Origin of the sequence: Bacillus paramycoides (genome assembly GCF_038971285.1) — a bacterium.
Lineage (GTDB): Bacteria > Bacillota > Bacilli > Bacillales > Bacillaceae_G > Bacillus_A.
The window spans coordinates 4,174,171-4,187,479 of record NZ_CP152427.1; the positions used below are offsets into that span (position 1 = coordinate 4,174,171).

At 37.0% G+C, this 13,309-nt stretch carries 13 protein-coding genes; all 13 read right to left on the reverse strand.

Annotated elements, in window-relative coordinates; all coding sequences use genetic code 11:
* Positions 1-12 precede the first annotated feature (12 nt).
* Positions 13-366, reverse strand: a complete 354-nt coding sequence (locus AAG068_RS21605) for a diacylglycerol kinase family protein (protein WP_342715762.1) — start codon at positions 364-366, stop codon at positions 13-15.
* The gene (gene ybeY, locus AAG068_RS21610) at positions 363-833 is read right to left on the reverse strand and encodes an rRNA maturation RNase YbeY (RefSeq protein ID WP_342715763.1); all 471 of its coding nucleotides are present in this window, start codon (positions 831-833) and stop codon (positions 363-365) included. The genes AAG068_RS21605 and ybeY overlap by 4 nt, the downstream gene beginning before the upstream one ends.
* Positions 830-2,974 (reverse strand): HD family phosphohydrolase, encoded by a 2,145-nt coding sequence (locus AAG068_RS21615; protein WP_342715764.1) that lies wholly within the window; start codon positions 2,972-2,974, stop codon positions 830-832. The genes ybeY and AAG068_RS21615 overlap by 4 nt, the downstream gene beginning before the upstream one ends.
* A gap of 176 nt (positions 2,975-3,150) precedes the next feature.
* The gene (locus AAG068_RS21620) at positions 3,151-4,110 is read right to left on the reverse strand and encodes a PhoH family protein (protein WP_002194561.1); all 960 of its coding nucleotides are present in this window, start codon (positions 4,108-4,110) and stop codon (positions 3,151-3,153) included.
* 3 nt (positions 4,111-4,113) lie between these two features.
* Positions 4,114-5,313 (reverse strand): sporulation protein YqfD, encoded by a 1,200-nt coding sequence (yqfD, locus tag AAG068_RS21625; RefSeq protein ID WP_342715765.1) that lies wholly within the window; start codon positions 5,311-5,313, stop codon positions 4,114-4,116.
* Positions 5,314-5,489: 176 nt separating this feature from the next.
* On the reverse strand, positions 5,490-5,783 hold the full coding sequence (gene yqfC, locus AAG068_RS21630; protein ID WP_000732265.1) for a sporulation protein YqfC: 294 nt from the start codon (positions 5,781-5,783) through the stop codon (positions 5,490-5,492).
* Positions 5,784-5,891: 108 nt separating this feature from the next.
* Entirely contained in the window at positions 5,892-6,335 is a 444-nt protein-coding gene (locus AAG068_RS21635) for a GatB/YqeY domain-containing protein (RefSeq protein WP_000054573.1), read from the reverse strand.
* 15 nt (positions 6,336-6,350) lie between these two features.
* The gene (gene rpsU / locus AAG068_RS21640) at positions 6,351-6,524 is read right to left on the reverse strand and encodes a 30S ribosomal protein S21 (protein ID WP_000048061.1); all 174 of its coding nucleotides are present in this window, start codon (positions 6,522-6,524) and stop codon (positions 6,351-6,353) included.
* Positions 6,525-6,931: 407 nt separating this feature from the next.
* A complete protein-coding gene (mtaB, locus tag AAG068_RS21645) occupies positions 6,932-8,284 on the reverse strand; it encodes a tRNA (N(6)-L-threonylcarbamoyladenosine(37)-C(2))-methylthiotransferase MtaB (RefSeq protein WP_098760895.1) in 1,353 nt (450 codons plus the stop codon).
* A gap of 6 nt (positions 8,285-8,290) precedes the next feature.
* On the reverse strand, positions 8,291-9,040 hold the full coding sequence (locus AAG068_RS21650) for a 16S rRNA (uracil(1498)-N(3))-methyltransferase (protein WP_098667267.1): 750 nt from the start codon (positions 9,038-9,040) through the stop codon (positions 8,291-8,293).
* 144 nt (positions 9,041-9,184) lie between these two features.
* Positions 9,185-10,123 carry a 50S ribosomal protein L11 methyltransferase gene (gene prmA / locus AAG068_RS21655; RefSeq protein ID WP_342715766.1) on the reverse strand — a complete coding sequence of 313 codons (939 nt, stop codon included), beginning with the start codon at positions 10,121-10,123 and terminating at the stop codon, positions 9,185-9,187.
* Positions 10,124-10,151: 28 nt separating this feature from the next.
* The gene (gene dnaJ, locus AAG068_RS21660) at positions 10,152-11,267 is read right to left on the reverse strand and encodes a chaperone protein DnaJ (RefSeq protein ID WP_071757255.1); all 1,116 of its coding nucleotides are present in this window, start codon (positions 11,265-11,267) and stop codon (positions 10,152-10,154) included.
* Between the two features lie 204 nt (positions 11,268-11,471).
* The gene (gene dnaK, locus AAG068_RS21665) at positions 11,472-13,307 is read right to left on the reverse strand and encodes a chaperone protein DnaK (RefSeq protein ID WP_342715767.1); all 1,836 of its coding nucleotides are present in this window, start codon (positions 13,305-13,307) and stop codon (positions 11,472-11,474) included.
* Positions 13,308-13,309 lie beyond the last annotated feature (2 nt).

A 13,309-nucleotide genomic window follows, 5' to 3' on the forward strand; every position in this document is an offset into this window, starting at 1 on the left:
TTTGGAATGCAACTATACCACATACGGTAAAAAGATAATAGCACCAATTATAACAGCTATTATCGCAAACAATAAAACCGCTCCCGCTGCGACATCCTTTGCAATTTTCGCAAACGGATGTATATCGGTAGTCGCTAAATCTACTGTTTTTTCCACAGCCGTATTTACCATCTCTAAACTCATTACAATTCCTATTATAATAAGTAGTACCATCCACTCTACCTTCGTAATATGGAAATAAAAGCCGCAGCATATAACAATGACTGCGGCTACATAATGAATTTTCATATTTCGTTCATGACGAAGACAAAAGAATACACCTGCTATAGCATATCCAAAACTATCTATAAGTTTTCCTTTTTTCATCGTCCTAATCCAAATGCTTCTAAAATTTCTTTTTGTCTTCCAAACATTTCTTTTTCATCCTCTTCTGTCATGTGGTCATAACCAAGCAAATGTAAAAATCCATGTAACGCTAAAAAGCCAAGTTCACGATCAAAAGAATGTCCATACTCTTCAGCTTGTTCTTTCGCTCTCGGAATAGAAATAATAAGGTCACCTAACATACGCGGCATTTCTGCGCCCACAATTTCCATTTCCCCTTCTCCCATTTCTTCCATAGCAAAGGAAATGACATCAGTAGGCTGATCTTTATCTCGGTAATCACGATTAATCTCGCGAATGCGTTCATTATCTACAAATGTCACTGATACCTCCGCACCATCCTCTATTTTTTCCATTTCAGCTGCTTTTCCTAATATCTCACGAATTAAATTCACATATTCCTCTTTCACTTCTTCTGTTTCATCAATGAAATCAATTAATAAACTCATTCTTTCTCCTTTTCTTCCGGTGGTTCCGGATATGTAATACGCGAATGGAAAATACCATTTAACGTTTCACATAACGTTTTTCCAACGATTTGTAGTTCCTTAAATGTCAAATCACATTCACTAAATTGCCCATCTTGCAGACGATCTTTAATAATACTTTGTACTAAATTATTAATTTGGTCTGGCGTTGGGTGATTCATAGAACGTACCGCCGCTTCAACACTATCAGCAATACCAACGATTGCCGATTCTTTAGAAGTTGCTTTTGATCCCGGATATCGGAACATCTCTTCTGTATATTTTTCTTTATCTTCTTTAATCGCTTTATAATAAAAATATTTAAGGAGCGTTGTACCATGATGTTGTCCAGCAATATCAATAATTTCTTGCGGTATATGATATTCTTCGAGCATTTTCACTCCATCTGTTACATGAGCAATGATAATATCTTTACTCGTCACAGGATCTAATTTATCATGCGGATTTTCAATTCCCATCTGGTTTTCAATAAAGAATTGCGGTTGTACTGTTTTTCCTACGTCATGATAATATGCCCCTACACGTGCTAATACACCATTTGCTCCAACAGCTTCACAAGCCGCCTCAGAGAGATTGGCTACCATTACACTATGATGATATGTTCCTGGCGCTTCTAACAAAATTCTACGCAAAAGTGGATGATTCGGACTTGATAGCTCCATAAGTTTCATGCTTGATACAATTCCAAGTCCACTTTCTAAATATGGTAATATTCCCATAGCCAGAACGGATGAGATAATTCCTGAAAGGGAAGCCATTAATAATTGCGTACCAATTTCAAGAGGTGAAAAATTCCCATTACGTAATAATAATAACGCCGCCAAGACGACTACATTTAAGATAGATACGAGTATACCAGCTTGCAAAATCATCGTACGGCGATTTTTTTCTCGTAAGAAAATACTCACTGATAATGAACTTAATAACACATAAATACCTACACTATAATTCAGTGTACTTGTTACTCCTTCATTAAACATAATACTTCCGCACACAGAAAAAATCATACTTGTTAAAAATACAAAGCGATCACCAATCATTAGTTTTACAAGTATTGTTCCCATCGCAACAGGGACGACATACGCAATTCCTGCATATTCAAGCTTTTGAAACAAACTAATAATTTTCATTAATACAATCGTGATAGACAAAATTGTAATATACGCTAAAATGTACGGTTTGTCCTCTCTTTTCCGCTGTAAAAATACTTCAAACTGTTTATGCATAAAGTATAGTAACACACCAATGAGCACCGCTAATCCAACATAAGGCTGAAAACTATTACCTTTCTCTAATAAACCGACTAATTTCAACTGATTATACATATCACTTGAAATTGTTTCACCTTCTCTAACAATAACTTGTCCTTGAAGAATATAAACAGGTGGAACTAAATCTTCTTCTGCTTTCTTCTTCTCTTTCGTTACAGCCGGATCATAGAAATAATTTGCTGTAATCGCATATGATCCTAGCGCATTCACAGCTTCTTTCAATCCGCTATTCACATTTAGGCTTTTCATTTCATTAACAAATCGCTCTTTCGCTGCCATTTCTTCGGACATTTTAATATTTCCACCCATGATAACGCTAACAGACGTTAAAGCCGCATTCTTTGCTAATTCTAATTGATCCGGTTCTGCATTAATAAAGTATAATAAATTCTCATCCGATAATTCCTTCGTTAAATTAGATGGCAACTTCTTCTTCAATTTTTCTAATTTATTAGCATCGGTCATCTTTTTTTGCTCTTCAGGTCCAGCAGCTTTCATCTCCTGAATTACTTCATTCACCTTAGCAAAAACATCATTTACAATATCTACTCTATTTTGTTTATATTCACTTCTATATGTATATTGATCCCCGACTTTTTGAGCGGCCTCTTGTTTTTTTCTTTCCGTTATAACCTTATCTTCAATTTTAATAGGAGAATGAATTGTTTTTTTCGCAATAGAATACATATCAACATCTAATTGCTCTGGTTTCACATTATTCATAAGTGCAAAAAACAGCACTGCTCCTAATAAAACGTAAGAAATCCAACTTAGTTTTTTCGAATGTTGTAAATTACGAAACCACTTAGAAATTTCTTGAGATCTTAACATGATTTCAATACCTTCTCCTCTCCAGAAATAAAGTGAAACTATTTATAGCTTTCATTTCTTTTAGGTAACATTTTATAAACCAGTACCTATAGTTTATTTCTCTTATCTTTTATGATAGTAAAAAATATGCTGTTCGCCAACCTTAATACAAAAAGAAATGATCCTGACAAATAGGATCATTCCATTTTATCATATGCCTCAATAATACGTTGTACCAGTGGATGCCTTACAACGTCCGTTTGTTCTAATGTAATGAATGAAAGACCTGATACACCAGATAAAATGTTAGAAGCTAGCGTAAGCCCTGATTTTACCCCTTTTGGTAAATCTACTTGTGAAGGATCCCCCGTAATAACCATTTTAGAACTAAAACCCAATCTTGTTAAAAACATTTTTATTTGTGCACCCGTTGTATTTTGCGCTTCATCTAAAATAACAAATGAATCATCGAGTGTACGCCCTCTCATATAAGCAAGAGGCGCGATTTCAATTACACCTCGCTCCATCATACGCTGTGTATATTCTTGTCCAAGAATATCATGCAGAGCATCATACAACGGACGTAAGTATGGATCTACCTTCTCTTTCAAATCACCTGGTAAAAACCCTAAACTTTCTCCAGCTTCTACAGCCGGTCTCGTTAAAATGATTTTCTTTACATACCCTTGTTTTAAAGCTCTTACAGCCATTACTACAGCTAAGTATGTTTTCCCAGTCCCAGCAGGTCCTATTCCAAATACAATATCATTTTTCTTCATTGCATGAATATATCTTCTTTGCCCCATTGTTTTTACACGAATGGATTTACCTTTTGCCGTTTTAAAGATTTCTTCTTCATATAACTCTTCAAATTGAGCAATTTTCCCTTGTTGTGCGAGCTGAATTGCATACGCAACATCTCTTTCTGTAATTGATACACCTTTTCGAATAACAACAAGTAATTGCTGTAAGATTTTTTCTACAAGTGTCACAGTTTCAACTGCTCCAGATGCATGAACAGTTTCACCTCTAGTTACAATCGATACATTCAGTTCCCGTTCAATTACTTTCAAATGAGCATCATTGACTCCAAAAAGAGCGATTGCTTCGTTAGTATTTTCCAATTGTTGGTTCATTTCTACTAATTGTTCTGCCATTACTCAGTCTCCTTGAATATCGGATTCGGATATTGGTTGTGGCTCTGCAATATTTTCAATCACAGTATAATGCAATGTGACTTTTAGTTGATCCGCCTCAACCTTTTTACTCAAAATCTTATCACTTACAATCATAGCATGTTCATCCAATTTTTTCTTTAGTTCTTTTTCAGCCATTTCTTTTGCTACTTTCATTGCCTGTTTTTCTGTATATTCTCGATTTGCCTCTTCCTCTTCCCGCACTATATCTTTTTGGTATGCAATCGGTAGTGTAAAACCAAACAATTTCACATCATGCTTTACACTTTCCGTACGAGAGCGTTTATACTTATCATGTTGAAATCCCCATATTTTTATTTTTGCACTCCCAAACGTAAGGTAATGCTCATTATATGCATTGCCAGTATATACTTGGAATTGTGTCTTTAGCGGCACATTCACAGTAGATGTATACCAAGTTTCTCCATATACAATACCTTTCGCCGAAACAATTGTCGGACTCTCCTCATTACCGTATATCCCTGATACGAGAAGCTGCCCTTTTTCTACATGATCATTTTTTAGAACGACTGGTTTTCCTACTTCAACAAATGTTTTTGTAACAATCGCTTCTTTTTTTGCCACTAAATTTTGTGGCTTTTGTTCTTTTTCTTTTTTCGGCTCGTTTTTTTCAACAATTTTAAAATGGTACGTCGTTCCTCTTATTTCTAATCCTGCCCAAGTAATCGCATTAATATTGTCTGTCAAATGACGTTGTACATCTTCTACACTAGGCATTTGAAATTGCAATTTTCCTTTTTTAATACCCATTTTGTCCAATTCTTTCATTAATATATATTCTGTTTCAGGTTTCGCTCCTGAAATTTCAATCTTCCAAACCATATTCGATAATGCGATCATACCAAAAAAGAAAATTAAAAAACCAATTAAGAATCCACTATTCTTAATTAGACGCTTATTCCAAAAAGGGAAACCGTAACGCCCAATAAAATATAGTTTACATTCATTTTTTCTATAAATTGGCTTTATTTTTTTCACATCTCGTAATAGCATACAAAAAACTAACGTTTCTTCAGCAATTTTCTTAACGTCCCAAACTAATAATTTCCTACGCACACATTCATTAACAAATCGTTCCGCTCCTCTACCTTCAATTCGTACCTTTACATATCCAAGCCACTTTATAAACCATTTATTTTTCATCTACCACCTTCACTACCTTTCCAAAAGTAGACACTCTACTTTTCACTTTAATTAGCAAAATAGCTCGTACGAAAATGAAATAAAGAGTTTTATTTTCCATAAATAGCGGGCTAAACTAAATAGTAGGGTCAAATCATTAGAATAAAGAAGAAAAACTTCACATACGGAAGTTTCCCTTACTTCTCTTTCTTTTCGTCTTCTAAAAACGTCACTTGTTCAATTATCCCTTCAAGCAAAAGTTCTTCTGGAAGGATTGTTTTAATAACAAAGGACTGCCCCTTAATTAATAACTGACCATGCTTTAGCAATAATCTTACTTCTTTATCTGAAAACACTAATAAACCTCGATGATTTTCTATATAGATATGCACTTGCCCAACAAGCGTGATCCGAGGTAGATCCATTAGCACATCCACTGGCAGGTCTATTTGCTTCGTTAACCAATTCTTCATTTGTTCTAATTTTTTCATCCCAAAAGACCCCCTCTCATCCCATATGTATGAAAAAAGAGCTTGTAATATCACGTCCAAACTGAAAAAAAGCATAAAAAAACGTCTCATACGAAATGAGACGTTTTTTTATGCTAATAGCTGGATAACCAGCTTATTCACAAGCGATCCGTCTGTTTTACCTTTTACTTTCGGCATAACAGCAGTCATCACCTTACCCATATCTGCTTTAGAAGTCGCACCAACTTCAGAAATAACTTGTTTGATTACATCAACTAGCTCTTCTTCAGTTAATTGCTCCGGCAAATATGCGCTTAAAATCTGAATTTCACTTTGCAGTTTATTAACAAGGTCTTCACGACCAGCTTTTTTAAATTCAAGGAGGGAGTCCTTATGCTGTTTTACTTCACGAGCTAAAACTGTTAGTTCCTCTTCTTCAGTAAGAGTATGCTGTAGTTTAATACCTTCATTTTGTAAAGCAGCCTTAACCATACGAATGACGGTTAATTTTTCTTTTTGTTTATTCTTCATCGCTTGTTTCATATCATCGTTTAAACGACCGAGAAGACTCATAACTTACACCCTCTCTTAGAATTTACGCTTTCTTGCCGCTTCAGATTTCTTCTTACGTTTTACACTTGGTTTTTCATAAAACTCGCGCTTTCTTGCTTCAGCAAGTGTACCAGTTTTAGAAACCGATCTTTTAAAACGGCGAAGTGCATCCTCCAAAGACTCGTTTTTACGAACGACTGTTTTTGACATTCTCTTTCCCTCCCTCCGAAACATCACACTTACATACTAACTCCAGCATGCAAAAAGAAACACTTCTTCAGCATGTCTTTTACGATTATAATACATTTTATCACTTCAGGTCAACTATTTGGCAGAATAAAAGAAGAATAGATGCTCTTCCTTTTTAAAAAACTATGTAGATAGCTGTTATCCTTTCACCTAAAGACAACTACATTTTTGTGATGACACCTTTTTTCATGCAGGAATGTACGAAACAACTATTCATTTCGTATATTTTCAGTACTTAACTTCTCCACTAAAAAGAAAGCATGCAAATCGTTTCCATTTGCATGCTTTTTATCACGCTATTTGCCCTGCCATCCGATTGGTGAGGACTGATAATCAGCGAGGGATACCCTACTGATTAAAGTTTCACTTTATGCGCTTGCTGATTCTTTTTTCACATCATCTTCAAGAACACGAACAAATTGCGCTTCATTATATGGATAACCAGCTTTCGTAATTTTTACTTTCACTAGTTTACCAATTAATTCTTCTGATCCTTCAAATACAATTTTCAAGTAGTTATCTGTATAACCTACATATAACCCTTCGCGGTCGCCCTCTTTGAATTGCTCTTCCGGAATGATTTCAAGTACTTCGCCTTCAAACTGTGACGCATACTCTTTCGCTAATTGATTAGATAGTTCAATTAAACGGTGAACACGATCGTTCTTTACATCTTCAGGAACTTGATCTTCCATGCGCGCTGCAGGTGTTCCTGTACGTTTTGAGTAAGGGAATACATGTAACTCAGAGAAGCGATTCTCTTTAATGAAATTGTATGTTTCCATGAATTCTTCTTCCGTTTCACCTGGGAAACCAACGATTACGTCCGATGTAATCGCAAGACCTGGTAACGCTTCTTTCAAACGATCTAAACGCTCTTGGAAAAATTCCATCGTATACTTACGACGCATACGTTTTAATACTGTATTAGATCCAGATTGCAACGGAATGTGTAAGTGACGTACAACTACTTCAGACTTATCTAACACTTCAATTACTTCATCTGAAATCTGACTCGCTTCAATAGAAGAAATACGAAGACGTTTTAATCCGCTTACTTCCGCTTCCATATCACGAAGTAATCCAGCTAAGTTATAATCTTTAATATCTTCACCGTACCCACCTGTATGAATACCTGTTAATACGATTTCTTTATAGCCTGCATCTACTAATTGCTGTGCTTGTTTAATAACTTCTTTCCCATCACGAGAACGCATTAAACCACGCGCCCAAGGAATAATACAGAATGTACAGAAGTTATTACAACCTTCTTGTATTTTTAAAGATGCACGTGTACGATCCGTGAAGTAAGGTACATCTAGTTCTTCGTATACACGTGTTTTCATAATGTTGCGGACAGCATTAATTGGCTGACGCTCTTTGCGGAATTCTTCGATGTATCCTAACATCTTTTCACGATCTTGTGTACCGACTACAATATCTACACCTGGAATCGCCATAATTTCTGCTGGAGATGTTTGCGCATAACATCCAGTTACACAAATAACCGCATCCGGGTTTTGACGAACAGCACGTCTTATAACTTGACGACTTTTTTTATCTCCCGTATTCGTTACTGTACACGTATTAATAACGTATACATCAGCTTTCTTTTCATATTCAGTTCTTTCATATCCACCTTGTTTAAACAATTGCCAAATGGCTTCTGTTTCATAGTGGTTTACTTTACAACCTAACGTATGGAACGCAACAGTTGACATTGATCATCACCCCATCAATTCAAAATGATACGAAGCAGCACTTAACGCGTATAACGGCGCCGTTTCTGTTCTTAAAATTCTTGGTCCTAAACTACATGGTACAAATTTATGTTCACGAAGCGCTGTAATCTCTTCTTCAGCTAAACCGCCTTCTGGGCCAAATACAATCAATAGCTTTTGACCTGGTTTCATCGTCGTTAAAGCTTTCGCAAAGTTAGATTTCTCGCCTTGTTTTGCTTCCTCTTCGTAAGCAACAAGACAAACATCATACTCACCACTCATCGAAAGCAATTGTTTAAATGATGCCGGAGCATGTACTTCTGGAACTTCACTTCTATGTGATTGTTCCGCAGCTTCTTTCACAATTTTTCTTAAACGCTCAACTTTTTTATCAGCTTTTTTCGCATCCCATTTTACGATAGAGCGAGATGCTTGAAATGGTAAGAATGCAGCCGCCCCAAGCTCAGTTCCTTTTTGGAAAATTAACTCGAGCTTGTCTCCTTTCGGCAGTCCACTTGCAATCGTCACGAAAACAGGAAGTTCACTTGACGTCTCTACCCATTCTACAATAGCCGTATTAATAAATTCACTGGTAATTTCATCAATTGAACATATGGCTGTTTTTCCGTTTACACAGCAATAAATGTGATCACCAGCTGACATACGCATCACTCTTGCGATATGATGTACGTCATCACCTACAATGCGAATACTTGTCTCATTTACATATTTCTCTTCTACAAAATAACGTTGCATATAATCACCTTAGTAGAGTTTCGTTCCTTTCGTAAGTGTTGACTTACGAAAAGAACGAAACGTTATCATTTTTCATATAACAAACGGCAAGTCCCTCACCTTATAGTGAGAGACTCCCCTTTTCATTATAGACTAAAATCTATATTACGCATTTCGTGCAATAATTGCTACCCAATCTTCCATTCGTAACACTTCTTCAATTGTAAATCCGGCCTTTTCTAACGCTTCAGAAATTACTTTTTCCTTCGCAGCAATAATGCCCGATGTAATAAATAATCCACCTGACTTCACAACTCTCGCTGCATCTTCAGGGAATAATAGAATAATTTCTGCTAATAAGTTAGCTACGATTAAATCAACAGGACCTTCAATGCCTTCTAAAAGACTATTTTGTCCAACAGACACGATATCATCTGTTTTATTTAAACGTACATTCATTTCTGCACTTTCAACTGCAACCGGATCTAAATCATACGCTTGAACAGAAGACGCACCTAATTTTGCTGCTGCAATACTAAGTACACCAGAACCTGTTCCTACATCAATGACAGTGTCACCTGGCTGAACTGTTTTCTCTAAAGCACGAATACACATCGTTGTTGTTGGATGAGTTCCTGTTCCAAACGCCATACCTGGATCTAATTCAATAATTTTTTCTTCCGGAGAAGACGGTGTATATTCTTCCCACGTCGGCACAATTGTGAATGTATCAGAAATTTGTACTGGATGGTAATATTTTTTCCAAGCAGTAGCCCAATCTTCTTCATTGACTTCGTTAACGGTAATATTTCCAGTACCAATTTCGATGTCGTAAGATGGAAGCACATCAATAGATGATTTTACACCTGCAATCGTTTCATGTAAAGAATCCGTTTGCGGGAAATATGCTTTTATTAATACACCTTCCGCCGGATATTCATCTGGGTTCAATGCATAAATTTCACCGTATTGTTGCTCGCGCTCTTTCGTCAACTCTGCTGGATCCTCAATCGCAACTCCACTAGCACCAGCTTCATGTAAAATATGAGAGACAGCTTCTACTGCTTCTTCTGTTGTATGAATACTAATTTCTGACCATTTCACAATTTACCAACTCCATTTTTTATTTCCATTATTCCCCTTTGAAAGCACGTTTAAGCTTTCCAAATAAACTATCATCCTGCTCTTCTTGTCCCGCAAATTCACGCAATAAATCTTTTTGATGTGAAGTTAATTTCGTCGGTACAACAACACGAACGACTACATATTGATCTCCTTGACCGTATCCACGTACGTTCGGAGCACCTTTCCCTTTTAAGCGAAATTCTGTTCCTGTTTGTGTGCCTGCTGGAATTTTCAGCTTCACTTTCCCATGAACAGTAGGAACTTCCACTTCAGCACCAAGTGCCATTTGCGCGAATGTTAATGGCATTTCGCAAATAATGTGATCTCCTTCACGTTCAAAGAATTCATGATCTCTTACATGAACAACAACATATAAATCTCCTGCCGGTCCGCCATTTACGCCCGCTTCACCTTTTCCAGATACACGGATTTGTTGACCATTATCGATACCTGCTGGAATTTTAACGTTGATTTTTTTACGTTTACGTACTTTACCAGAACCGTGGCATGTCGTACATTTTTCTTTAATCATTTGACCAGTTCCTGAACAATGACCACAAGCTTGACGGTTTACGATACGACCAAATGGTGTATTTTGTTCTACACTTACTTGCCCTGATCCTGAGCAATGTTTACATGTTTCTTTTGAAGTTCCTGGTTTTGCCCCGCTACCTTTACAAGTATCACATGGATCTTCTACTGGAATCTCGACATTTAATTCTTTACCAAAAATAGCTTCTTCAAAATCTAAAGTGACTTGATATTGTAAGTCAGCACCTTGGCGCGGAGCATTTGGATCACGACGTCTGCCGCCACCGCCGCCAAAGAATGAACTAAAGATATCTTCAAAACCGAAACCACCGCCGAAGTCTCCTCCGCCGCCAAAGCCACCGAAGCCTTGATTAGCACCAGCATGACCAAATTGATCATATTGCGCGCGCTTTTGATCGTCGCTTAACACTTCGTATGCTTCTTGTACTTCTTTAAACTTTTCAATTGCATTTTCTTCTTTACTTACGTCTGGATGGTATTTTTTAGCCAAACGACGATACGCTTTTTTTATTTCATCTTTTGAAGCACCCTTGCTAAGTCCAAGGACCTCATAATAGTCTCGTTTACTCATAAATTTACAACCCCCGAATCTTTCACATAAACGTAATTTTAACACCGAAAGAAAGTGCTTTGCAACAAAGTTTCCTCACTTACAGTATGCAAAGTAAAAAACTTAAGAACCTCACACTTTTCTTCTCATTCGTGAAAAAAGCCAAAGTCAAGGCACGCTTGACTTTGACTTTTTGTCATCTTACTTATTATGTTTACAGTTGAATTACTTGTCTTCTTTTACTTCTTCAAACTCAGCGTCAACTACATTGTCTTTCTTAGCGCCAGCATCTTGTGCTCCTTGCGCACCTTCTGCTTGCCCTGCAGCAGCTTGAGCTTGCTCGTATAATTTAACAGTTAATTGTTGTACGATTTCTTGTAAAGCGTCTTTTTTCGCACGGATTTCCTCAAGCTCGTTCTTTTCGATCGCAGCTTGTAATGCTTCTTTCGCTTCTGTTGCTTTCGTAACTTCAGCAGCATCCACTTTACCTTCTAAGTCTTTTACAACTTTATCTGTTTGGAATACAAGTTGGTCAGCTTCGTTACGAAGTTCAACTTCTTCCTTACGTTTTTGATCAGCGTCAGCGTTTGCTTCTGCTTCTTTTACCATACGATCTACTTCTTCATCAGAAAGACCTGAAGAAGATTGGATTGTAATAGCTTGTTCTTTGCTTGTTCCTAGATCTTTCGCACGTACGTTAACGATACCGTTCGCATCAATATCGAATGTTACTTCGATTTGTGGAATACCACGTGGTGCTGGTGGGATATCTGTTAATTGGAAACGTCCTAACGTTTTGTTGTCAGCTGACATTGGACGCTCACCTTGTAATACATGAATATCTACTGCTGGTTGGTTATCAGCAGCTGTTGAGAATACTTGTGACTTACTTGTTGGAATTGTAGTGTTGCGCTCAATTAATTTCGTGAACACGCCACCCATAGTTTCAATACCTAAAGAAAGTGGAGTTACGTCTAATAATAGTACGCCTTCTACATCACCAGTAAGTACGCCACCTTGAACTGCAGCACCTAATGCTACAACTTCATCAGGGTTTACACCTTTATATGGTTCTTTACCAGTTTCACGTTTAATAGCTTCTTGTACAGCTGGGATACGAGTAGAACCACCAACAAGGATAACGCGATCTAATTCACTTGCAGATAGACCAGCATCTTTTAAAGCACGACGAGTTGGCTCTAATGTTCTTTCAACAAGGTTTGCTGAAAGCTCTTCGAATTTCGCTCTTGTTAATGTTAATTCTAAATGTAATGGACCAGCAGCTCCAGCACTAATGAATGGTAATGAAATTTGTGTTTGTGTTACACCTGAAAGATCTTTTTTCGCTTTTTCAGCTGCATCTTTCAAACGTTGAAGTGCCATTTTATCTTGGCTTAAATCAATGTTATTTTCTTTTTTGAACTCAGCCACTAAGTGATCGATGATAACTTGGTCAAAGTCATCTCCACCAAGACGGTTGTCACCAGCAGTTGAAATAACTTCGAACGTTCCATCTGCTAACTCAAGGATAGATACGTCAAATGTACCGCCACCTAAGTCATATACTAAGATTTTTTGCTCTTCATCTTGTTTTTCTAAACCGTAAGCAAGGGCTGCTGCTGTTGGTTCGTTAATGATACGCTCAACTTCTAAACCGGCGATACGACCAGCATCTTTTGTTGCTTGACGTTCTGCATCGTTGAAGTATGCAGGTACTGTAATAACAGCTTTCGTTACTGTTTCACCTAAGTATGCTTCAGCAGAAGCTTTTAAGTTTTGTAAAATGATTGCAGAAATTTCTTGAGGTGTATATTCTTTACCTTCGATTTCTACTTTGTAGTCTGTACCCATATGACGTTTAACAGACATGATTGTATTTGGGTTTGTAATTGCTTGACGCTTTGCTACTTCCCCAACTTGACGTTCTTCATTTTTGAAAGCTACAACAGAAGGTGTTGTACGGTTTCCTTCTGGATTTGGGATAACCTTTGGTTCTCCACCTTCCATAACAGCTACACAAGAGTTTGTTGTACCTAAGTCAATACCGATAATTTTACTCATGG

Bases quoted from the DNA above. Each gene is read 5' to 3' on its own strand.
- AAG068_RS21605 (WP_342715762.1), bottom strand. From the start codon at position 366: ATGAAAAAAGGAAAACTTATAGATAGTTTTGGATATGCTATAGCAGGT.
- ybeY (WP_342715763.1), bottom strand. From the start codon at position 833: ATGAGTTTATTAATTGATTTCATTGATGAAACAGAAGAAGTGAAAGAG.
- AAG068_RS21615 (WP_342715764.1), bottom strand. From the start codon at position 2,974: ATGTTAAGATCTCAAGAAATTTCTAAGTGGTTTCGTAATTTACAACAT.
- AAG068_RS21620 (WP_002194561.1), bottom strand. From the start codon at position 4,110: ATGGCAGAACAATTAGTAGAAATGAACCAACAATTGGAAAATACTAAC.
- yqfD (WP_342715765.1), bottom strand. From the start codon at position 5,313: ATGAAAAATAAATGGTTTATAAAGTGGCTTGGATATGTAAAGGTACGA.
- yqfC (WP_000732265.1), bottom strand. From the start codon at position 5,783: ATGAAAAAATTAGAACAAATGAAGAATTGGTTAACGAAGCAAATAGAC.
- AAG068_RS21635 (WP_000054573.1), bottom strand. From the start codon at position 6,335: ATGAGTCTTCTCGGTCGTTTAAACGATGATATGAAACAAGCGATGAAG.
- rpsU (WP_000048061.1), bottom strand. From the start codon at position 6,524: ATGTCAAAAACAGTCGTTCGTAAAAACGAGTCTTTGGAGGATGCACTT.
- mtaB (WP_098760895.1), bottom strand. From the start codon at position 8,284: ATGTCAACTGTTGCGTTCCATACGTTAGGTTGTAAAGTAAACCACTAT.
- AAG068_RS21650 (WP_098667267.1), bottom strand. From the start codon at position 9,040: ATGCAACGTTATTTTGTAGAAGAGAAATATGTAAATGAGACAAGTATT.
- dnaJ (WP_071757255.1), bottom strand. From the start codon at position 11,267: ATGAGTAAACGAGACTATTATGAGGTCCTTGGACTTAGCAAGGGTGCT.
- dnaK (WP_342715767.1), bottom strand. From the start codon at position 13,307: ATGAGTAAAATTATCGGTATTGACTTAGGTACAACAAACTCTTGTGTA.